The organism is Microcoleus sp. PH2017_05_CCC_O_A, from assembly GCF_020738785.1.
In the GTDB taxonomy this organism is placed as follows: domain Bacteria; phylum Cyanobacteriota; class Cyanobacteriia; order Cyanobacteriales; family Microcoleaceae; genus Microcoleus.
In genome coordinates this window covers 25,143-47,652 of the sequence record NZ_JAEQCB010000015.1, presented here as the reverse complement: position 1 = coordinate 47,652, position 22,510 = coordinate 25,143, and the positions used below count along the sequence as shown (strand labels likewise).

Genomic DNA, 22,510 nt, shown 5'->3' with positions numbered 1-22,510 from the left:
TGACAGTTGGCAGTTGACAGTTGTCAGTTGGCAAAGGACTAAAGAAACCGGGTTTTTTAGTGGAGTATCCAAGGTTGTAACGCTTGTTTTGGCGAAAAACCCCATTTCTGGCCACCCCCTCTCCGATTCCCCTCCTATCGCGATTTTCACTCCCTGCCGGTTCTGAGAAGTCGATCGCGAATGCTTGAAAGTTGCGATTTGGTGCTGACGGGCGATCGGGGTCGGGGCATTTCGGTATCGGGCCAGTTGGCTAAGTCGTTACAGGGACACAACTCCGGCGGCATTCCAGCATCGCGCAACGGTACGGGCATGGCGCAGCGCGCACAGGGACTGATTTCCCATGCTGGTGTCAGCAGTTCGGCGATTGTTTCGTTGGTGCCTTGCAGGTAGGAGTCTCCGCTGTCGGAGGAGATGATTTTTTGCCAGCATTCTTCAAATTCCCTGCTGTAGCGATCGCCCGCAATTACCGATTTTGGTAGCAGCGCTTCGGAACCGTTGCGAATAAATACTTTTTTGCCTAACTGAAACCAGTAAGCAATATATTTTCTGACTTCACTTTCTGATGCCATAGCTTTTACTCAATCCTGCAATTCATTGGTAATTTTAGACTTTAAACTTTAAATTTGATCTCTATCTCAAGAGACATTTGATATTTGACATTCTTTCAAAAGCCGACTATTTTAGGTGTCAAATTGTTGTGCTGGTTGCCCGATGGAGTATTTTTTTGGAGTGATTGATGTGATTTTTGAGTTTTCGAGCTTAATTATAATTATAGCTGATTTTTAGTTAAAATTGTCTGCGGGCAAACCGAGCTTTTTGCTCTAAAAGTCGATCGCGCTTCCGTCTGTTAATTCTTGGCGGGCGGTAGTGGCGTACCCAAAGCGGACAGGTTCAAGGCGTAACCTCCGGTGGCGAGATAAACAGTATCGGCGATCGCCCCGATTTGACGGACGAGTGTGCCGAGGCGATCGCGAAACAGCCGCCCCGCCGGATAAGCAGGCACAACACCCCATCCTGTTTCCTCTCCTACAAAAATTGCATCGGCCGCAGTTGACTTCAAACTCGCTAGCAAATCTTGCTGTGCAGCAGTCCACAGTGTGGCTTCTTGTTCTAAAAGATTCGCCGTCCAAGTTCCGAGGGAATCAATTAACAAGCAATCCGATGGTTTACCAGTGCGGACAAATGTCGGTAAGTCGATCGGCACTTCTAGAGTTTTCCAATGAACCGGGCGGCGATTTCGGTGTTGTTCGAGGCGGCGCAGCCACTCCAAATCTGTTTCATCAACCATGCCAGTAGCCACATAGATTACTTGTTTTCCCGAAGCAGCAGCCAGAGTTTCGGCCCATTCACTTTTACCACTTCGAGCCGGCCCAGTTACTAAGATTATTTTAGTCATTGGTTATTGGTTATTTGTTATTGGTTATTGGTTATTTGCGGTTCCCTGAGCGTAGTCGAAGGGTCGAAGGGTTATTGGTTATTTGCGGTTCCCTGAGCGTAGTCGAAGGGTCGAAGGGTTATTGGTTACTGGTTATTGGTTACTGGTTACTGGTTATTGGTTATTGGTTACTGGTTACTGGTTATTGGTTGCTGGTTATTGGTTGCTGGTTATTAGTTATTTGTTTGATTACCAATGATTTTTAGGCGATAATAGCATTGATAGGACAATATCAGAATAACTACATCAAATTTCCCAACATAGCCGTTTTCCAGCAAGTGAGTTACGCCCTTACCAATTTGCAGAGAGAAGAAAAGAAGCAAAAAATAGAGACTATCCCCAATGCCCAATGCCCTGCGCGGGCCTTCTTCCCAATGCCCAATGCCCCATGCCCCATGCCCAAACCTCAGATATCAGCCATAATTTGCACTCACAATCGCGCCAGCTATTTAGCTGGGGCGATCGACAGCTTGCTGGTACAAGATTTTCCCGATAACTTTGAAGTAGTAGTAGTGGATAACGGTTCTAACGATTATGCCAGCCCCAAAAGTACCACGACAAGCACTCGCGAGGTGGTAGAAGCAAGACTCTCCGACTGCCGCCTCAAGTATGTCTGGGAACCCAAAATCGGTCTGTCAGTAGCGCGGAACACCGGCGCCAAGGAAGCTCGCAGCGAAATATTAGCTTATCTCGACGACGACGCTATTGCTGAGCCGAATTGGCTCAGGGTGCTGCACGCCGCCTATCAAAGCAATCAAAAACTAGCCGTAGCCGGCGGCAAAGTTAACTTGCTGTGGCCTTGTGGAGTCTGTGCACCCAAATGGCTATCGCCCGGATTGGCCCAAAACTTGGGAGTTTACGATTTAGGGGATACTTGCCAGTACGTAACTGCTGCCGGTTTGACTCCCAGGGGTGTAAACTACTCGATCCGGCGTGCTTTTCTCGAACAAATTGGTGGCTTCGATGTCAAACTCGGTAGAGTCGGCACAAAGTTGCTGTCAAATGAAGAATTGCGCGCGACAGAATTAGCATTAGAGTTAGGCTGGCAAGTGGTTTATCTGCCCGAGGCCCTGGTTCTGCACAATGTGGCTGTAGAAAGGCTCAAGCAAGCTTGGTTTCTCGATCGCGGTTGGTGGCAAGGCATCAGCGAGTGTTATCGGGAACAATTGTCCGATCGAGCAGGTATTGCTCAGCTTGGACGGGGCGGTGAAAGAATACTGAGGGGTGTATACAAGTCTTTTAAATACATTAGAGATCCAGGGCTGCGCTTTGAAAATTTCGTTTTTGCTTGGGGTCAAATCGGTTATTTAAGTGCAGCCCTTCAGGGCCTGATCTTTCCACCGAAATCGACCAGCAGGCATTAGGCTATAGGCAATATCCCTCGCTGTTAAAGTCGTCGGCGCTATAAAAGGCCGATCGCACTTCATCCACAATAACTCGACCGCATTCAGGTTCAAGCACTCGATTATGACATCTAGTTCATCAAAGATTCCGGTTTCAGTTCTCATTCCGGCAAAAGACGAAGAACTTAATCTACCTGCGTGTCTGGCCAGCATTGCCAGGGCAGATGAAGTTTTCATGGTTGATTCCCAAAGCAGCGATCGCACGGTAGAAATTGCCATCAGTAGCGGTGCCAAAGTAGTACAATTCTACTTCGACAACCGCTGGCCGAAAAAGAAAAATTGGTCTTTGGACAACCTGCCCTTTCGCAACGAATGGGTTTTAATTGTCGATTGCGACGAGCGCATACCCCCGGAACTTTGGGACGAAATCGCGCGGGCGATCGCCGATCCGAATTTTGACGGCTACTACCTCAACCGCAAAGTCTTCTTTTTAGGTCAATGGCTGCGTTACGGCGGCCGATATCCCGACTGGAATTTGCGTTTGTTCAAGCATCAAAAAGGCCGTTACGAAAATCTCGGCACTGAATCCGTCCCCAACACAGGTGACAACGAAGTTCACGAACACGTCATTTTAGCAGGTCAAGTCGGCTACTTAAAACATGATATGATCCACGAGGATTATCGCGATTTATTTCATTGGATAGAACGGCACAACAGATATTCAAATTGGGAAGCCCGCGTTTATTACAATATTATTGAAGGGCGCGATGACAGCGGCACTATTGGCGCTCACTTATTTGGAGATGCAGTGCAGCGGAAGCGATTTCTCAAAAAAGTTTGGGTGCGGCTGCCTTTGAAACCACTCCTCAGATTTATTTTATTTTACTTTATTCAGCTCGGCTTTTTGGATGGAAAAGCTGGCTATATTTATGCAAGGTTATTGAGTCAGTATGAATATCAAATTAATGCAAAACTGTACGAATTGCGCTCTTGCGGCGGCCAGTTGAATGTGGCAGGATCTGAGCCTAGTTTGTCGCCCGTGGTTAGAAGTCAGGAGACTGAAGTTAAATCGCCGTAAGCAACGGAGGACACGGCAATGCCGTTTCCCTACCGCGATTAATTGTAGGGAAACGGCACTGCCGTATCCTGACTTTGAATTTTATTGTTGTTCGGGAGGATGCGATCGCACTTCTTCCGCTTCCCGCAACATACGATCGACTGGTGGATTTTGGGGATTGGCTAATTGCGGGCGATCGAACTTACCCTTGAATAATTTAAACTTACCATTAATTTTCCATTTACCATTTTTCCATCCTACCAATCCGCCCACAATTATTACAGCTAAAAGACTGAACAACAAGCTTGTTACGCCTGGATGCAGCCGATCGCCCTTTTGAGGTATCTTGATAACGAGGGGTTTGTCAATATCATTGGTAATCGCAGAGGAGACAATTCCTCCCGCCCCCAAGCCAGCACCTAATATTTGAATGGTTTTTTCTAAAGAGCGATCGCGTTCTGCTTGCTCAATCTCCACCCGTCCTCGGATAGCATTTAAAGCTTTTTCTAGTAAATCCGATCCATTGGCAAAATAGTCCAAGTCTGCTTGAATTTGCTCTGCAAAAATATGAGCTTTTTCATCTGCAAAAATTTCAAGAAAACTTAAATCTTCTTGTGGGTATTTTTTTTTGAGCAGCTTTAGCTCTCTTTCATAATTTTGAAGATTGATTTTAAGAGGGAGGCGGTAGTTATCCAAGTCTCTGATTAACTCAACGTAACTAAGATTAAGGCTAGGAATGCGGTTGAGTGCCTTTTTTAAGTCTTCTAAATTACTCGAATCTAAAGTTTTATTATCTGGCAAACTTTCGACAATAGCTATTTCTGCTTTTACTTCTTTATAGCTATGCGAGAGGACTTTATAGACAGAACGACTTAATTTATATGCCTGGGTAATTTTATGGCGATAGCAAAAAATATCAACTAAATTAGGGTATTCTTCTTGTAATTTTTTGTCGGTTTCAGGAGTCACGAATATCCAAACTAAAACGTGACAATAATTTTCTAACTCATCGGCAATACCATACTCAAAAATGGGACTACCAAATAATTCACCCGATCGGTAAAATGGAGGAGTGTCTAACTTGTCTGGAATAAAAGCTCGCAAGCATTTATCTGCCAAAGATTTCAGCTTTTTTTGGTCTTCTCTTGAGTTCCAAAATTGCCAAGTTTTCTCTGGAGTGTACCAAAGAGTTAACAATAAAGTTTGACCAAGAGAAGCGTTAATTTGGCTTGGCATCCAGCAGTCGCTAGGATGCAACCTTTTAAAAAAGTCGATATCTACATCAGGAGTTTTAATTCCCTGTTCGTTTTTTTCGGGACGGCGGACATTTAATGCTAAGGCAAATGTGTCGTGAATTCGGACGGGATAAGCAATGCCTGCGATCGGGGAATCAGACCATTTTTCAAAATCAATGGAGGCATTATCTTCGGTTTGTTGAACCGAAAGTTCAACTCGATATCCGGCTTTGTCTTGGATATCAATTGTTTGATTAATCCCAAATTGTTGTAAGATATTTTCGCCTTTCTCAAATAGTTCTTTGAGATTATCTTTCTGATGTTCGGATTCTTTTCGCAACTGATATGCAAATAAATGAACATTCGGCGCGTAGATTTTGGGAGGAGACATAAAAGTTATTTGCCCTTTTCGATCTCTTTGAGTTTTTGTTTCACCGCTTCGCTTAATTCTTGAAAGACGTTACCGACCCCCCCGGTTTTGCCAGTATCAGGCTTAACTTTAGTAATTTCTTTGTTACTTGCGGCAAACTCCCTAAGCTGTTCTCTGATATCTTTGTCGTTGCGTAACCATTCATTCAGAGTTTCCTCTGTATTTTGCCAAGGTTCGCTGCTGACGGATGCTAAGGCTCGATCTAATTCTCTTAAACAGTCTATTTCAATGGGTTCGCTGTTCACAAAGTTTGGAAAAGCTAATAATAGAGGATTTGTAGTCATAATTTTTACTTTCCTATCGCGCAAAATGCAGCCCAGTAAAACGGGCTTTCAAATGGTTTTTCGTCAGAATCGTAACTTCCAAGGAAACCTTTGATATCTTGGGTTGACTTTGAATCTAATTTTAATTCGCCAATCCATTCTAGTAATTTAGATTGGGTAGCATCTCGCAGCCAAATTTGGGCAGTATTGATAGCTATTGCCATATCAGCGGTTGCCAGATTTTCGTAGCATTTAATCATTAGATAGGCAGTGGCGAAGTCATCGACTGACCACAAACTGGAGAGTACACCCTGACTACCAGCATACAAAAAGCCTGTAGCCAAGCCAATACAGTCGTCACTCTGCTTGGTTGTGTCTGTCAACCCCGTTTCGCAAGCGGAGAGGGTGACGAGGCGACATTTAGGTAAGTTCAGTGTAGCAAAGATGTCTTGCAGAGTTAGGCATTTGGCGGGGTTGGCTTGTCCCCCGGAACGCAATCGGAGGGATTTTGTCCCGGTGGGGGTGGGTGAGTCTGTTAATTCTATGGCTCCTGCTAAGATTAGGGATGAAATTAGGGGTGTCTGGAAATTAAAGGAACCGTGACAGGAAAAGTGGACGTAGTGCGCTTGGGCGAGGGTTTCTAGGTTGTCGATGAGGGCGGTTTTGGTGGCTTGTTGTTTGATTAAAATGTCGGCGGGTTTAAAGGCCTGTTTGATGACTTCTACTTCTATATCAGTGTAGGCAAGGTCTTCGGTAGGGTTTTGGATGGCAAAAAGGGCGCGGGTATCGGCGGGTGGGCGTTCTCGCTGTTGTACCCGTTGTAGGAGTTGACAACTGGGGGCGTATCGCACGCCTTTTTTGAAGCAATCAAGCAGACAAGGTTTGGCGGGGGGTTGGAGATGGGGAGTTTTTTGATTAAATCGCAACCAAGTTTGTTGGCTAACTGATAACGCATGAAGGGGGAATAGATGCAAATAGCGGTGGGGAACTAAAATCAGGGAGTCACAATTGTCTAAGGCGGGATGATTGAGAATTTCATTGAGGCGCAATATTTTGGAAAGATTACTCAGCGACTCGGAAAGATTTTTTCGCCAGGTTTTGGTGTTGTTAAATAAGGCTTCGAGATACTGCTGATTCCACGCTTCCAGCTTTTCTAATTCTGCTTTGTCAAACTGCACAACTTCCAAACTTGACTGAGTGACGATGAATATTTGGAAACTGTCTGTGCCAATATACCATTCTAAAATAGCGGTGTGGGAGTCAATCAAATCGCGGATTTCGGCAACGGTAATAGGTTTGACTTCTTGAGTGAGGGTGAAGGCGGGATCTCCTTTCTGACACTGGGCGAAAACTTCATCGAGTTGGCGCTGATATTCTTGCAGGAGTTGGCGCTGTTGGGCGATATACTCGCGGTTGTAGCTGGATGTTTCGCTGCTACGAAATCCCTGGAAACTATCGCGATTAAATGTGCTGTTATTGTCTGCTTGGGCTAGTAATTGCCGTATTGATGAGGTGGTGCTTCTTAGGTTGCGTAATTCCTGTTTGAGTGCATCGCTAGCGCCTTTGGGTTCAAGTTCTGAATTTGCTAGTAGTTCGACTAAGTTGCGGGATTTGCTACGTTCGACGTATTCTATAGCTTCGGTGTACTTTTTTAGCTCTAAGCAAACTTTTACCATATCTTGATAAAGCCCATTCCATTTTTCTGCTAATTTATCTTTGCTTTCATCTCTAACATAATTAATTTCATTCCGCAGTAATTCTACAGTGTCAATAGCAGCGGCAAAGGCGCTGTAACCGGCACATAATTCATTGTTTTTTTGATATGATTGACCAATTATATATTGAACCTTAAGGTGCTCGTGAGGGAAAGATTTTTGAGTAAATCCTTTTAATGCTTCTTTATATGACGCAATAACTAATTCTTGGTTCTCAGGTAAATCTTTTAGACATAAATAAGCATAAGCCAAATTAATGTTATTTTCTCCCCAAATTTGGGGATTATCTTGAAAGTTTATTGTATTCAAAGATTCAATTAAATATTTTATTCCTTTTTTTATTGTGATATTCTGAGATATTTCTGATGCTAAAGGCTGCAATGATATTGCAACATCTTGCAAAGATGAGATTTCATCTTGAATTTCATTTTGGTTTATTTCTCTTACTTTTCTTAGTTTTTTCCATAAATAATTTGCTTCAATATATACAGTCCCAAGGATATTAAGAGATTCCGCTCTTTCTATTGGATATTTATCAGGAGTTCTTACTTTCAAAGATGCCTGAAGATTTTCAATTGCCTGATGTATTTCGGAATATATATTTAGATATGCTAATTCATCTGAACACACAGATGAAATAAAAATTTTACTTTCTACTACTTCGACAAAATTATCTATATAATCTAAATACAAAACACCTATATTGTATTTAACCCTCGACCACTCTTTTGGTGAGCTTTCAGGAGTATATACTTTTAGACCTTCCTCATAACAACTGATGGCTGCCTTAAAGTTCTCTTTCTTATTACCTTCAGTTAGATAACGGTAGGCATTCCCAAGAGTATTTTGGGTATTTGCCCACTTTTCTGGACACGCTTCAAAAGTACGGACTTTTAATGCCTTTAATAAATGATCAATAGCCAGTTCTAAATTTTTTGATTTTTCTCCCCAGATTCGGTCACAATATATATTCCCTAGATTATGGTTAGTTTCGGCCCAATCTTGTGGGCTGGTTTCAAAAGTGCGTCCTTCAAGAGCTTTTTCATAACATTTAATTGCTGTTTCTAGATTCTCAGCTTTACTTCCTTTCATTCGCTCATGATAGACATAGCCAAGACTATGTTGAATATCTGCCCGTTCTTGAGTCGATATTTCAGGAGATTTTACATCTAATGCTGCTTCATAGTGTCGAATTGAACATTCTAAATTCTCAGCTTTATTTCCTTGAATTCGATTTCTGTACACCTTGCCAAGATTACGTTGAGATTGCACAATTCCATTGGCAAGATTTGCATGAGTGCGAATATCCAAAGAATTCAATAGATAAGAAATAGCATCTTCTAAATTTTTGGTTTTTTCTCCATCTATACGCAAGTCATAAATTGCACCCAAGTTATTAAGAGCATCTCCCCAGTGTTTTAGAGGCGTTTCAGGTGTGTATGTTTGTAGTGCTAATGTATAATATTTAATAGCTAATTCTAAATTCTGTGCTTTCTTCCCTCGAAGGCGAACTCTATAAACATTACCTAAATTATATACAGCCTCCGCCCAATAATGAGCGAATATTTCACGATTTAAAGCTGAAATAGCAACTTCATAGCCAGCTATAGCAATTTCTAGGTTATTGGCACGATTTCCGAGTGTAAAATCTATCATCCACCCACTAAACGTACTGTTGAGGTGTGCGAAGTACATCCGTGTTTGTGGATCAAACTTTCTAACGTTAATTACCGAATTTCGCAATAGTATAACTAATACTTCATCTAGCAAATTTAAGTTATTTAATAGAAATTCATGCACGGTATATGGATTGTTTTGACTATTTGCAAAAGTTTCAGGTAGTGCCATATGGAAGTCAATATAAGATTTTAAATTTGGCTGAAGAAAGTTAATAACTAGCGGGTTGATAACATTTTGCAATCTAGTAAGATAATCTTGATGATCTTGATTGTTCAATCCCATTGAAACTTCTGTAATTGCATCAATCAAAAACACATCAACCAAATATAAGTGAGTATTCAAAATCTCTGGTTCTTCCCCACTTGGGCAAGTCAGCAGCGCTTTAATCAATTGCAGATAAGCTTGGGCGCGGTTTTCATCCATGATGGAGAGGGGGTAGAGAATTATACTGATGTTTATCTTATCATAATTCGATGGTTCGGCGGTTGAAACCGCAGCTACAAAAACGAAGTCCGCCTACGCGGACTAAGAGATATTCGATATGCCTATTACAAAGCAACAAAAAGGGTATCACGGGTGGCCAGAAACCGGGTTTTTGCGACAGACTTCGTTACAGTGCAAAGATTTGGGAAAAAACCCAGTTTCTTCGATTGTGTGCGGGCGACCAAAAACCTCGGTTAGCCTCATAGTCCAACCGGGGTTGAAACCCCTGTCTCATAGCGAAAGTCCTCTGAAGAGGACTAAAGAGTTTTTGATTTTTATCTCAGCTTTTCAGTCGGTTTCAACCGACTTTCGCTATTAGCCAGGGGTTTTAACCCCTGGCGGATGTGTGCGACACCACCGACAGACATTGATGAGCCAACCTCATTTTCCGGTACAGATAATACGAAAAATCCCTCTCTATTATTATCCCATTTCAAGTTATTTTTAATCTGACAAATACACTCACTAACATTCTGCTGATATAGACTATCTATACGATCGCAGTGCCATTCAAATATCACCACCCATTGAGGTTGCTCAGTCAGAATTAACTTAAGAAAATCATCAAAACTTTTGTCTTCCCAATCTATCTCTGAACCATTTACCTCGGATTCTAACAAGTCTAATCCTGTCCCTTGCACCGAAAAATTTAGCCATTGCATACTTCCATAAGCGGGGGGTAAGCGCTTGATTATATGCGGCGGAATTTCCCGCTCTACTAATTTTATATATTTGCCCCAAAGGTAATACTTTTCACCTTGGGGATATTCTACGCCACCCCAAGTAAAAGTTTCCTGATGAGCTTCTAAATAATCAAGAGTCTGTCTTGTCGAAAGTAATATTTCAAAAGAGGCATCCATAATTTCTCCTTTACTTAATCAACATCTCTGCGATACCACCAAAATTTTTGTAATCCACATTCCCATCTTTTCTGTTCCCAATTGTAGCGGAATTCGTGGATATGCGGGTTAGGATGATCGGATGGGCGATCGTGATCCGTCCAATCCACTCTACCCCAAGGTACATCATAGCCATTAGCTTTCGGCCAAGTTGATGAGGGAAAGGTTGCTGACTGGCGGTAACAAATATTATTACTTCCATCTCTTCTTCCAAGTGTTGTATGGGGTCTTCCTTCTGCTAACGGATCTGGTAAGGGGATATCCTCTCCCTTTATTGTTTGTTGTGTAAGAGAGAATTTTGGTATGTAATACTCGCTGTTTGTTGACAGAATATGCTCCTTTTAGTTATTGATTGTAACATAAAAAAATAAGGTTGCGGAAGAAATTGCTCAGTCAATTGGGATCTTAACCGCAGATGGTGGCGGATGTACGCTGATGAACGCAGATGAGGAGACATCATTTAATTAGTTCTTCGAGAGATGGAAACAGCAATTTTTCGGCGCTCACTTTTTCGCAATCGCAAGGTTCTTGAATTGCGGATATTGCTGATACATTTCCTAGCAGCAACTGGATGCTTTCAATTAGCAATGGTAGGGTTAGTAAAATGATTGATACCGATACTAGCAAGCTGATTAATCCGTCAGCCCAATTCCAGTGCAGCCACGCTACGGCGATCGCAGCTAAAATTACTCCAACCGACGAAAATATGTCGGCGACTGCGTGCAGAAAGGCGCTTTTGAGGTTCAAGTCGCCGTGACAGCAGGAGTGCAAGCAGCAAGCATTGATTGAGTTGATGCTTAAACCGACTATTGCGGTAATTAACATCGGGAGTCCTTCTACTTCGGGGGTTGGGGACTGCAAACGGGCGATCGACTCTGCTGCAATCCAAAGCGCGATCGCTACTAAACTGATACTATTAACTAAGGCTGCTATGATTTCTCCACGAGCAGGCAGGATGCCCACCCCACCAGAAAACTCACTCTTTGTGGAACAGGCATCTTGCCTGTTCTTAACAATAGTGTCCGCAGTCAATTCGATCGCGCAATCCACCGATTTACTTCTTTTTACTGACGAGTACCAAGTAGCTGTTAAAGTGATCGCTAAAGCTGCTACATCAGACAAAACATGACCAGCATCTGCCAATAGGGATAAACTGTGAGAGCTCGTCGCAGCGATTAACTCTGCGACAAAAAAGCTACTAAGCAGTACCAAAGCTGTTTGTAAAAGTCGCACTTTGGCAATTCTGGGATTGGGATTGTCGCATTGTGCGAGATTCTTGGTGTTTTCAGGGTTAAAATTGTCCCCAACTGGAAATATCATGCAGCAATCCTTACAGCTAAACTCGATTTTCAATCAAACATTAGATGACTCATTATACGCCAAGTCCCGACCCGGAACCGCCGCATCCGATCGCAAATTCCCCAAATCCTGAAATCAACGATCGTCCAATTGGCGACAACCAACCAAATATTTTAACAGGCGAATCTTTAATTGATTTGCGGCTGTACAACCAATCAAATTTCGATCGCGGAAGACGTGGTTGGCTAATTTTGCTTTGGTGGTTGGTGCAGGCGATCGCATTTCCCCTCACTCCACATCCTTGTAATAGCATCAGAAGCGCGTTGTTGCGGTTATTTGGTGCGAAAATAGGTTTTGGGGTAATTATCCGCCCTACGGCTCGTTTTACCTATCCCTGGAAAATTGAAATCGGTGATTATAGTTGGATCGGAGATGATGTTGTATTGTACAGTTTGGATCGAATTGCGATCGGCAAACACTGCGTCATTTCTCAAAAAAGTTACCTCTGCACCGGCACTCACGACCCCCAAGACCCAGCCTTTGGGTTAATAACAGCATCTGTTATCATTAATAACGGCGTTTGGATTGCCGCCGACTGTTTCATTGGCCCTGGTGTTGCGATCGGTGCAAATGCCTTAATCGGAGCTCGCAGCAGCGTGTTTGAAAATATGCCAGCCGGCTTTGTTTGCACGGGAACACCCTGTCGCCCGCGCGATCGGCGAGAAATTAATAAAAGTTTGTAGTCAGGACTTCATTCCTTTTTTGTCTAACTTGGGACTAAGGACTTGAGTCCTTACTACAAGCTGGTTTAATGCTGGTTATACAAATATTTTTCTGAAATAAGAATGAATACAGTACCCCAAGAACTACTGACTAATCTTTTCCAGCTCTTTACAGCAACCTTATTTAAGATAGGGGAAAATTCTGTATCGCTGCGATCGCTTCTGGAACTGATAATATCATTCATGATTGTGCTGATCGTATCGCGAACTTTTACTGATTTTCTGAAAGAGCGCTTGCTCGTAAAACTAGGAATTGATGAGGGGAATCAGGAAGCCATAGCAGTTATTTTGCGCTATTTAATCATAGCACTGGGAGTGATAATTGCGATCCAAGGAATAGGATTTAACCTTGCTTCTTTTGCAGTAATTGCGGGCGGATTGGGAGTAGGAATTGGTTTCGGAATACAAGATTTAACCACCAATTTTGTCAGCGGACTAACGCTGCTTTTAGATCGACCTGTCAAAGTGGGAGACTTCGTGGAATTAGAAGGATTGATGGGAGTAGTCAAAAAAATCTCGATTCGATCGACTATTATCAAAACCAACGACGACTCCAGCGTCATAGTTCCCAACAGTAATATGATTAGCAACAAAATTGTTAATAGGAGTTACGAAAATTCGACACTTTGCCTGCGACTTTCGATAAAAGTAGACGGAAATAGTGACCCGCTGTTAGTAACAGAAACTCTTTTAAACATTGCTTATACAGAAGCAGGAGTATTGTACGAACCCAATCCGAAAGTATTATTTGCCGAGTTTGGCAATGATTGCTTTAAATTTGAACTTTTAGTGTGGACCGATCGACCAACGGATCGAGAAGTTATTAAAAGTTCTTTGAATTTTGCGATCGAGTATCATTTTCGCCAGGAGGAAATCAATTTTCCATTCAATGTCAAAACATCTAATAAACTCGCAAAAAGAATGCTTTTTGTTGGAGAGGAAAGCAAACAGTTATCTTCCCTCAGTAGTTTGTTGCGACAGGTAAAATACTTTGAAACTTTGAACGATATAGAATTGCGACAACTCATGGAAGTTGGCTATCGGCAACGGCTGCAATCGCAAGAATTTTTGTTCCGAGAAAACGACCCAGGAGATGCTTTTTATATGATTCTTTCTGGTTCAGTAGAAGTGTTTATCGCAGCAACTGATAAGGAACTGACTCATCTGGGTAGGGGCAAGTTTTTTGGCACACTTTCTTTGATACTGGGAATTCCTAGAACTACTTCGGTGAAAGCTTTGGAAGAAACTATTGTGTTTGCTATCAATAAAGAAGGATTACAAAAGATTTTAGAACGGCCATATTTATCCGAACGGATTATTCAAGAAATAGTCAAACATGAAGAACTAAAGGAGAAACAGCAGCAACTGCGAGAAATGGAATTGGTAGATGTACAAGAAGAAGATGAGGTAAATCCTGTAGATTGGGTGAGAAAAAGACTCAAGAATTTATTTATTGTTTCAAGTTGAAATTCGCTTAATAAATATCTTGGAAATATGCTAAAATCAACTCATAAAAAATTGTCTTAATTATATGACGCGATTTATTCACGATCGCTTTGCTAAAGAATTTCTGGAAGAATTGCTGTCGCCGATCGGTACGGTGAATGTCGGTCGCGATGTGACAAGCGAAGTCCGAGAAATCGATGTTTACTTCACTCCTGGTACCCCAATTCCCGAATACTCCGAAAATCTAGGATTGTTGGGGAAAATGGCTGGTACAACTGCTATTTTTGAACCGTTTCGCAATCCAGTAAATGTGGTCGAGGCGATTAGCTGTATCATTAAGCTGTGGAATTTGCGAGGTGAATTGCAGCGGGGGGCTAAAAGAAAAAATACTCCCTCTGATGATGCTGAGTTGCCCAGACTGTGGATTTTAACACCTACAGCATCGAAAGCATTGGTAGAGGGTTTTGGTGCGATACCGAACTCGCAAAATTGGGTTGAAGGAATTTATTTTTTGCCGGGGCATTGGGAATCGGCAATTGTGGTGATTCACCAGTTGCCAGAAACTCCCGAAACTCTGTGGTTGAGGATTTTGGGCAAAGGGAAAGTGCAGGAAAGGGCGATCGCCCAAATGAGCGTTTTAGCAACGGACGATCCGTTGCGGATTACTGCGCTAGAATTATTGTATCGGTTACAGTCAAATTTAGTAGCTGATATCCCACAGAAATTAGAGCCAGAAGAGCGGGAGTTAATTATGGCGATTCGCTACGCGATGGCTACGCCTCACGCACCACTTTTTCGAGAACAAATACAAGCTGCACAGCAACAAGCTAGGGAAGAAGGATTAGAACAAGGGCTAGAACGAGGGCTAGAACGAGGACTGGAACAAGGGCTAGAACGAGGGCTAGAACGAGGCAGACAAGAACAACAGCGGTTAATCTTGGAAAATTTTCTGCGAGTTCGATTTGGAGAATTAAGCCCGAAAATGACTGTTTTTCTATCTCCAATATCCAAGTTGTTTGCTGCGGATTTTACGGTTTTGTTGCTGGCAATATCGATGCTGACAGTCGATGAATCGGGGCGGCAAGAAGCGGTCAAGTTGTTAGCTGAAAGTGTATTGAAAATGTTTGTTACTAACTTGGACGATCTGCTGCCAACAGCCGTGACTAATTTATTGGCTTTGCCGATCGCAGAATTGACATTGTTTGTAGAACAACTGCCACAGTTATCGGATGCTGAATTGAGGGAAAGGTTGGTTGACAGTTGACAGTTGACAGTTGACAGTTGACAGCAAAGTTTGAAAGCTCAAATGATGGGGGAAAGGGAGAGGGAAAGCGACGGGAGCATCTCTTTTTTGAAAAAAGCATTTTTATTATAGTGCGAGCGTCCCCGCTCGCGATCGGTGCAAGGCTAGCGAGCGTCCCCGCTCGCACTATGAAATGCTAAACTGAGATACTCCCAAAGCGACTACTCAAAACCTCAAAAATTAACCCCATCACCCATCTTCCCATCAACATTCGATCGCACTAGGAATTTAACTCCGCAGGCAAAATCAAGTGCAGCAGAGCGTCGATCGCTCGATCGCGCTCCATGGGCATAATATCTTTACCGTGCATCATCTCCTGCGTTAACTGGAAATATACCAGAGAGCCAATAAAAATCCGCGCCGTCGCCTCCGGATCGGACAATTTTAACTCTGGATGCAATGTTAAATATTCAGTCAGCCGATCGATACCCGGTTTAGCTAAGTTTCTCACAAAAGTCTGCGCTAGCTGGGGAAAACGCCCCGACTCCGCAATCACTAGCCTGACGAAATTGAGAAATTCGGGTTCGTGCGTCGCCTGATCCAATATAGTTGTGGCAATGAATCGCAGCGCTACGGCGGGTTCTTCATCCAGAATTGTAAAATGGACTTTTTTTCGCGCCAGCCACTGCACCAAGGCTGCAAACAATCCCTCCTTATCTTGAAAGTAGCTGTAAACCGTGGCTTTGGAAACTCCCCCCGTCTTGGCTACCTTGTCCATACTCGTACCCGCGTAGCCGTGGGTTAAAAATTCTTGCATCGCACCTTGCAGGATTTGCTCGCTTTTGTCACCTAATGTTCCGTCGGGTTCGATTGGTTTTGTCCTGGCCATCTCTGGTTTCTGTAATTTTTGCTTCGGGTATTGACATCATTATACTGAACGGTTTAGTATTCAAATAGAAACTAAACCGTTTAGTTTTTACCTACCCAAATCATGAGGTGTGTCATGGTACACCGATTAACAGCAGAAAGCTTATCTTCCAATTCACCCTTAGTTAAACAACTCCTAGTTGTAGCAGCGTTCTTCACTCTGGCGGCTGGGGGAACTACTGGTTACACGATCTGGCGATCGCGCCTTCCCGATCCCAACGCAGCAACCGCAGCAGCAGCCGTCGCAGCATCCCAATTAACCACAGTGACAGCTTTGGGGCGATTGGAACCGAGGGGAGAAGTGATTAAAGTTTCGGGATCTGGGGCGGCGGATGGAAGCAGGATCGATCGACTCCTGGTAAAAGAAGGAGACAGAGTGAAAACAGGTGAGACGATCGCAATTCTCGACAATCGCGATCGCCAGCAAGCAGCCTTTGACCAAGCTCAACAACAAGTACGCGTTTCCCAGGCAAATCTCGCAAAAGTGAAAGCAGGAGCCAAAAATGGCGAAATTCAAGCCCAGAAAGCCACTATTGGCCGCTTAGAAGCCGATCGCAGTAACGAGATCGCAGCGCAACAGGCGATCGTTGCTCGCTTAGAAGTCGATCGCAGCACCGAAATTACAGCCCAACAAGCCACCATTGCGCGCCTAAAAGCCGAACAGCAAGGGGAAATTCAAACCCAACAAGCAGCAATTGCTCGCATAGAAGCCGAACTCCGCAACGCTACAAACGAACAGCGACGCTACTCGCAACTGTACCAACAAGGAGCAATTTCTGCCTCAACTAGCGACAGCAAAACCCTCGCCACCGAAACAGCCCAACAGCAACTCAACGAAGGAAAAGCCAAACTGAATCAAATTCAGCAATCTCGCCAACAACAAATTAACGAAGCGCAAGCCAAACTGAATCAAATTCAGCAATCTCGCCAACAACAAATTAATGAAGCGCAAGCGAAACTCAGCCAAATTCAGGAATCTCGACAGCAGCAAATCGGCGAAGCGGAAGCAAATCTCGATCGCATCGCCGAAGTGCGCCCCGTTGACATAGAAGCAGCCGCCGCCGAAGTCGGTTCCGCCCAAGCCGCCGCCAAACAAGCCAAAGCCAATTTAGCTCTAGCTTACATCCACGCTCCCAGAGATGCTCAAGTCCTGAAAATTCACACGTATCCTGGGGAAAAAGTGGGAAACGATGGCATTGTCGAACTTGGACAAACTCGCGAAATGCTGGCGGTGGCTGAAATCTACCAAAGCGATGTGGACAAAGTACGGATTGGACAGCCAGCCAAAATTACTAGCGATTCTTTCCAGGGCGAATTGCAGGGAAAAGTAGAATATATCGGTTTGCAGGTGCAGCGGCAAAACATTGTTAACACCGATCCTTCTGCGAATATTGATGCTCGAATTGTGGAAGTGAAAGTGCGTTTGGATGCCGCTTCCAGTCAGAAAGTAGCGGGATTGACCAATTTGCAAGTCAAAGTTGCGATCGGCGGGAATTAAGAATTAAGATTTTTTTAACCGCAGAGAGCGCAGAGGACACAGAGAAAACAGAGGAAGAGAAGAGAGATATGATTGGACTAATTAAACCTTTACAACAGTTAAGAAACAGAACTCCTCTCGGATGGTTGCAACTGAGTCACGACAAAGGACGAATGGCGGTTGCAGTAGCAGGAATTGCTTTTGCTGACGTTTTGATGTTCATGCAGTTGGGATTTCAAAATGCGCTTTACAGTAGCAATACGCGCCTGCACCAAACTTTGCAAACAGACTTAGTTTTGATGAATCCCCAAGGCCGGAATTTGCTGAATTTATCTTCTTTCCCAAGACGCAGATTATATCAGGCGATGAATGTACCTGGTGTGAAATCAGCCGATCCACTTTACGTGAAAATTGCCAACTGGAAAAATCCCGAAACTAGGCAGGAAACGTCGATTATGGTGTTGGGATTTAATCCCGATCGCCCTGCATTTGACCTGCCAGAAGTCAACAAAAATTTGAACTTGATTAAATTGCCGGATACTGTGTTATTTGACCGAGCTTCAAGGGGAGATTATCAAGGGTCTATCGCCCAAATTAATCAGGGACAATCTGTTAAAACTGAGATCGATCGGCGCACAATTGCGATCGGCGGTTTATTTACAGTTGGAGCATCTTTTGCCGCTGACGGAGCTTTAATCACCAGCGATCAAAATTATCTACGCCTGTTTCCCCGACAGGATTCTGCAAGCGTAAATGCCGGATTAATTCAACTGCAACCCGGTGCCGACTCGCTGCAAGTCCAACAAGTTTTAAAAGCATATTTGCCGTCGGATGTCAAGGTTTTGACCAAACAAGAATTTATCGAGTTCGAGAAAAATTATTGGGCTAAAAATACTGCGATCGGCTTTGTCTTTAACTTGGGTGTAGCGATGGGTTTCGTAGTAGGAGTAATTATCGTTTATCAAGTTCTGTCAACCGATGTCAGCGACCATATGGCAGAATACGCTACTTTCAAAGCAATGGGCTACCGCAATATTTACTTGCTCGGCATTGTTTTTGAAGAAGCTATTATTCTTTCTGTCCTCGGTTTTTTACCTGGAGTAGGAGTCTCTGTAGCACTATATCATGTGACTCGTCAAGCTACAAATTTACCCTTATACATGACCATAGGTCGAGCATTAGCAGTATTAATTTTGAACATGGTTATGTGCAGTATTTCAGGAGCTATTGCCACTCGTAAACTGCAAGCAGCCGACCCCGCCGACATTTTTTAATCCCAATTATTCATCTCTCTCTGATCTTTCTCTGTGTTCTCTGCGCCCTCTGTGGTTAAAAAAATCCGAATCCTTAACTTATGAAATCCACTCTTGTTAACCCCACAACCACCAACCTACAGATTTCCGAGCCTGTAATTTCCATGCACAAACTCGACCACTACTTTGGTCAAGGTCAACTGCAAAAACAGGTACTTTTTGATATCAACCTAGAAATATATGCAGGTGAAATTGTCCTGATGACCGGGCCTTCCGGTTCGGGAAAAACCACGCTTTTGACATTGATTGGCGGATTGCGATCGGGTCAATCTGGCAGTCTGAAAATTCTCGGTCAAGAGATGTGCAATGCCAGCCAAGATAAATTAGTAAAGACGCGGCGTAACATTGGCTATATTTTCCAAGCCCACAACTTGCACCGCAGTTTGACGGCGCTGCAAAATGTCCAAATGGGTTTGGAAGTTCACGGCAATTTGTCCCGTGTCGAAATGCGCGATCGCTCTGGGCAAATGCTAGAATTAGTAGGACTAGAAGATAGGCTGAACTATTATCCCGATGACTTGTCGGGCGGACAAAAACAAAGAATTGCGATCGCCCGTGCCTTAGTTAGTCGCCCGCAAATTGTCTTAGCTGATGAACCGACAGCCGCCCTGGACAGCAAATCCGGGCGCGAAGTGGTCAATTTGATGCAGAAACTTGCTAAAGAGCAAGGTTGTACTATTTTGTTAGTGACCCACGATAACCGAATTTTGGATATTGCCGATCGCATCGTTAACATGGAAGATGGAAAATTAGCTTAAACAGTTGACAGTTGACAGTTGACAGTTGACAGTTGACAGATAAATTATATTGATAATAGGTAATGGAAATTGCTCATTCTTCCCTCTAGTTTCCCCAAAAATAGACATCACCCATAACTCCCCAAATTTGAATTTTGGAACTCAAAATTTTATCCAAAATCGCAAATTCCAACTCGTTATTAGACTATTAACTAATTGCTAACAACCAATTCTGGGCGATAAATCCCTAAATTGTGCCGATACATTTTTTCGAGTTTGGGCAGCGACGAGTCCACGGAACCGCCAAAACGCCGAAAAGAAGGCCAGATGTAAGCGAGTTTTCTGACTGCTGGCTCCAATCGACCCGCTTTTATATCTTCTAATGCACCTCGTTCTCGAATTAACTCTATAGCCATTAGGTCTTGATTTTCTGGACTGAAATCCTTGACACCGAATTTTTTGGCGAATCTGTCCCAAGTTGTGCTGAGAAACTGATACCGCCCCGCAGCGTCGGAACAGAGTTTTTTGCCGTAGCGGCGGCCACATCTCATTTCCCTGGGATGGTCGCTGAAACTGGCAAATTTGGTTCCTGTGTACTGGGTGTGGTAGCCATCGGCAGCAGCGGTGCCTTCGGCGCTGGCGATGGTGTCGAGAAATGCTTTTACCCGATCGCGCTCAATATTATCCTCGTTATCGTCGTTCCGATCTCCTTTGTCTGGTGGCTCGTCAGTTGCAACTTTCGGCAACGCTTCTGATGCCGAAGCCGGCGAGCTTTCTGCCGAGGCAGTCAGGCGTTTTGGAGGTGGCGACATTTCTGCCGAGACTGTTTGCCCCCAAAGTTTTGGGGTCATTCTACCCAAAAAAAAGCACAAACAAATGCACAAACCCCACCCCAGCCTCAAACGGAGTCGTTTGGACTGCTGGCTGTGCTCTCGCACCGGCCACGCGTAGAGGGGGATAGCTGCGGGCAAGATTCCGGTTTGCTGGCCGAAGGCGAACAGCGATTTTAGAGCTAGCAAGGTTTGCTTGTAGAAACGGGGTGGAACTTTGCGAGCCCTCATCGCTGCGGCGAAAGTCTGGATATCTGTCAGAGTCACTTCTGCCAAAGGTTTTTCTACAAACAGTTGAAAACCGTTGGCGGCCTGCCAGCTAAAGCGCTTGCTGGGGGTAGATTTGCGGTTTACCCACAGACGAATTAGCTCTTGGTCGGACATACGAAGCAGATGTCTTCCCAGATGTTCTGATGCGTACAAGAGTACCTCCTCATATCACTTATAGTTGAAGGTTCCCAGTTTATAGATGAGATGGATAGGGATCGAGGGAAACAGGCTTCAACCATACTAAGTGATACTACTAAGCGCTCACGGGGTCAAGTTTCATCGCCACTTTTTCGAGCAGTTGAGTGTAAAGTTGACCGAGTTGGGAGGCCACACCGTCCCAACTGAAATTGGCTTGGACGCGCATTCTGCCTGCTTGTCCGAGTTGCTGGCGCCATACTGAGTCAACTAACAGCCGATCGATCGCACTTGCAAAGGCTGCTTCATTTTTCGGCGGCGCCAGCAAACCGGTTTCTCGCGGCACTACGGTATATTTCAGCCCTCCCACGTCGGAGGCGACTACGGGCGTGCGGCAGGCCATCGCTTCAATGGCGACTAAACCGAAGGGTTCGTAGTGGCTGGGAACGACGCAGACATCGGCGGCTGCGTAGTAGGCGGGGAGAATGTCTCGGCTCAAGCCGCCGGGAAAGCTGGTAATGTCGCTTAAGCCTAATTCTTCAACGATGCTGCCGATACGATCGCGCTCTTTTCCGTCGCATTCCCCCTCGCGCCAGCCACCGCCAACGATCAGTTTTAAATCCCCTTTGCCTCGCAGCGCCGACAGACTGACGGCGCGGACTAAGGTTTCGATGCCCTTGCGCGGGTCAAAACGGCCGACGTACAACACCACTTTGGTTTCTGGCGCTATTCCCAACTGGCGGCGGGCCTCCGATCGCGCGATCGACCCAAACTGCTGAGTGTCGGTACCGCAGGGAATGATGTCTATATTGCCTTTTGAGGACACCAGAGACCTCATGTGCTCTTTTTCTTGGGGACTGGTAGCCACCACGCGATCGGCTGTTTCCAGAAGAGTTTTTTCCACGTGCAGCCTGGTTTTGGCAATCATCGGAATTGTCGAAACCGACTTATATTTTACTGCTGCCAAAGAATGGTAAGTATGAACTTGTCGCAGGGGTTGCGATTTTTTCAACTCCATTCCCACCCAAGAAGACAGCCAGTAATTCGTGTGAACTAAGGGATATTGAAAGCCTGACTCTAACTGAAACCTCTGAAATTCGCGAACAAAAATTGGCAAATATCCGTAAAGTGCATCGCGGGGAATAAATTCTTGCGGCCCTGCTACGAGGCGAATTGTCCGGCAATTGGGGCTGTGCTGGACAATACTTGCTTGTTCGCGATCGGATGAGCGGGTGAACATATCAACTTGCCATCCTTGTTTCGCCAAAGATTCTCCTACTTGACGCACGTAAACGTTTTGCCCGCCCGCTTCTTCTTTGCCAATTTCCACAGCCGGATCGCCGTGTACCGAGATCAGGGCGATGCGTTTTTTTGTTAATGAAATCATGATTGTTTACCAAAATTTAAAAAAACTTACCAGAAAGAATTGGTTGAAAGCCGGAACACGAGTGAGGGAGAAATTAAAATCAGACTATTCATTACTCCAATCCTTTTCCTTTTAGGTAGACGTT

General features: G+C 44.3%; 18 protein-coding genes. 8 read left to right on the top strand and 10 right to left on the bottom strand.

Features of this window, described 5'->3' with window-relative positions; all coding sequences use genetic code 11:
* Positions 1–146: 146 nt before the first annotated feature.
* Both JGK20_RS05200 and cobU read right to left on the bottom strand, forming a co-directional pair.
* Positions 147–569, bottom strand: coding sequence for a hypothetical protein (locus JGK20_RS05200; RefSeq protein WP_293178738.1), 423 nt, complete (start codon positions 567–569; stop codon positions 147–149).
* A 278-nt stretch (positions 570–847) separates the two neighbouring features.
* Positions 848–1,396: a bifunctional adenosylcobinamide kinase/adenosylcobinamide-phosphate guanylyltransferase gene (gene cobU / locus JGK20_RS05195; protein WP_293178740.1), complete on the bottom strand. Its 549-nt coding sequence runs from the start codon at positions 1,394–1,396 to the stop codon at positions 848–850.
* A gap of 434 nt (positions 1,397–1,830) precedes the next feature.
* Between cobU and JGK20_RS05190 the strand changes: the two genes are divergently transcribed.
* Positions 1,831–2,799, top strand: coding sequence for a glycosyltransferase family 2 protein (locus tag JGK20_RS05190; RefSeq protein ID WP_293178833.1), 969 nt, complete (start codon positions 1,831–1,833; stop codon positions 2,797–2,799).
* Positions 2,800–2,902: 103 nt separating this feature from the next.
* Positions 2,903–3,856: a glycosyltransferase family 2 protein gene (locus tag JGK20_RS05185; RefSeq protein WP_293229627.1), complete on the top strand. Its 954-nt coding sequence runs from the start codon at positions 2,903–2,905 to the stop codon at positions 3,854–3,856.
* A gap of 81 nt (positions 3,857–3,937) precedes the next feature.
* On the opposite strand, the gene JGK20_RS05180 is transcribed toward JGK20_RS05185, so the two are convergent.
* From JGK20_RS05180 to JGK20_RS05160, 5 genes are all read right to left on the bottom strand, one after another.
* Positions 3,938–5,461 carry a hypothetical protein gene (locus tag JGK20_RS05180; protein WP_293229625.1) on the bottom strand — a complete coding sequence of 508 codons (1,524 nt, stop codon included), beginning with the start codon at positions 5,459–5,461 and terminating at the stop codon, positions 3,938–3,940.
* Positions 5,462–5,466: 5 nt separating this feature from the next.
* On the bottom strand, positions 5,467–5,784 hold the full coding sequence (locus JGK20_RS05175) for a hypothetical protein (protein ID WP_293229622.1): 318 nt from the start codon (positions 5,782–5,784) through the stop codon (positions 5,467–5,469).
* 5 nt (positions 5,785–5,789) lie between these two features.
* On the bottom strand, positions 5,790–9,581 hold the full coding sequence (locus JGK20_RS05170; RefSeq protein ID WP_293229620.1) for a CHAT domain-containing tetratricopeptide repeat protein: 3,792 nt from the start codon (positions 9,579–9,581) through the stop codon (positions 5,790–5,792).
* 335 nt (positions 9,582–9,916) lie between these two features.
* Positions 9,917–10,501, bottom strand: a complete 585-nt coding sequence (locus tag JGK20_RS05165; RefSeq protein ID WP_293229617.1) for a hypothetical protein — start codon at positions 10,499–10,501, stop codon at positions 9,917–9,919.
* A gap of 495 nt (positions 10,502–10,996) precedes the next feature.
* Positions 10,997–11,860 (bottom strand): cation diffusion facilitator family transporter, encoded by an 864-nt coding sequence (locus tag JGK20_RS05160; protein ID WP_293229613.1) that lies wholly within the window; start codon positions 11,858–11,860, stop codon positions 10,997–10,999.
* Positions 11,861–11,904: 44 nt separating this feature from the next.
* Between JGK20_RS05160 and hpsU the strand changes: the two genes are divergently transcribed.
* From hpsU to JGK20_RS05145, 3 genes are all read left to right on the top strand, one after another.
* Positions 11,905–12,582, top strand: a complete 678-nt coding sequence (gene hpsU, locus JGK20_RS05155) for a hormogonium polysaccharide biosynthesis acetyltransferase HpsU (protein WP_293178755.1) — start codon at positions 11,905–11,907, stop codon at positions 12,580–12,582.
* A 102-nt stretch (positions 12,583–12,684) separates the two neighbouring features.
* Positions 12,685–14,088 (top strand): mechanosensitive ion channel domain-containing protein, encoded by a 1,404-nt coding sequence (locus JGK20_RS05150; protein WP_293196168.1) that lies wholly within the window; start codon positions 12,685–12,687, stop codon positions 14,086–14,088.
* A 64-nt stretch (positions 14,089–14,152) separates the two neighbouring features.
* Positions 14,153–15,331: a flagellar assembly protein H gene (locus tag JGK20_RS05145; protein ID WP_293229611.1), complete on the top strand. Its 1,179-nt coding sequence runs from the start codon at positions 14,153–14,155 to the stop codon at positions 15,329–15,331.
* A gap of 259 nt (positions 15,332–15,590) precedes the next feature.
* On the opposite strand, the gene JGK20_RS05140 is transcribed toward JGK20_RS05145, so the two are convergent.
* Positions 15,591–16,199, bottom strand: coding sequence for a TetR/AcrR family transcriptional regulator (locus JGK20_RS05140; protein ID WP_293178764.1), 609 nt, complete (start codon positions 16,197–16,199; stop codon positions 15,591–15,593).
* A gap of 114 nt (positions 16,200–16,313) precedes the next feature.
* Here JGK20_RS05140 and JGK20_RS05135 point away from each other — a divergent pair, with 114 nt between their 5' ends.
* The 3 genes from JGK20_RS05135 to JGK20_RS05125 all read left to right on the top strand — a co-directional run bounded on the left by JGK20_RS05135 (position 16,314) and on the right by JGK20_RS05125 (position 19,785).
* Positions 16,314–17,735, top strand: coding sequence for a biotin/lipoyl-binding protein (locus JGK20_RS05135; RefSeq protein ID WP_293178767.1), 1,422 nt, complete (start codon positions 16,314–16,316; stop codon positions 17,733–17,735).
* Positions 17,736–17,803: 68 nt separating this feature from the next.
* A complete protein-coding gene (gene devC, locus JGK20_RS05130; RefSeq protein WP_293178770.1) occupies positions 17,804–18,988 on the top strand; it encodes an ABC transporter permease DevC in 1,185 nt (394 codons plus the stop codon).
* 80 nt (positions 18,989–19,068) lie between these two features.
* Positions 19,069–19,785 (top strand): DevA family ABC transporter ATP-binding protein, encoded by a 717-nt coding sequence (locus JGK20_RS05125; RefSeq protein WP_293178773.1) that lies wholly within the window; start codon positions 19,069–19,071, stop codon positions 19,783–19,785.
* A 191-nt stretch (positions 19,786–19,976) separates the two neighbouring features.
* On the opposite strand, the gene JGK20_RS05120 is transcribed toward JGK20_RS05125, so the two are convergent.
* Entirely contained in the window at positions 19,977–20,978 is a 1,002-nt protein-coding gene (locus JGK20_RS05120; protein ID WP_293229608.1) for a glycoside hydrolase family 104 protein, read from the bottom strand.
* 139 nt (positions 20,979–21,117) lie between these two features.
* The gene (locus tag JGK20_RS05115; protein WP_293207108.1) at positions 21,118–22,386 is read right to left on the bottom strand and encodes a glycosyltransferase family 1 protein; all 1,269 of its coding nucleotides are present in this window, start codon (positions 22,384–22,386) and stop codon (positions 21,118–21,120) included.
* Positions 22,387–22,510: the final 124 nt, after the last annotated feature.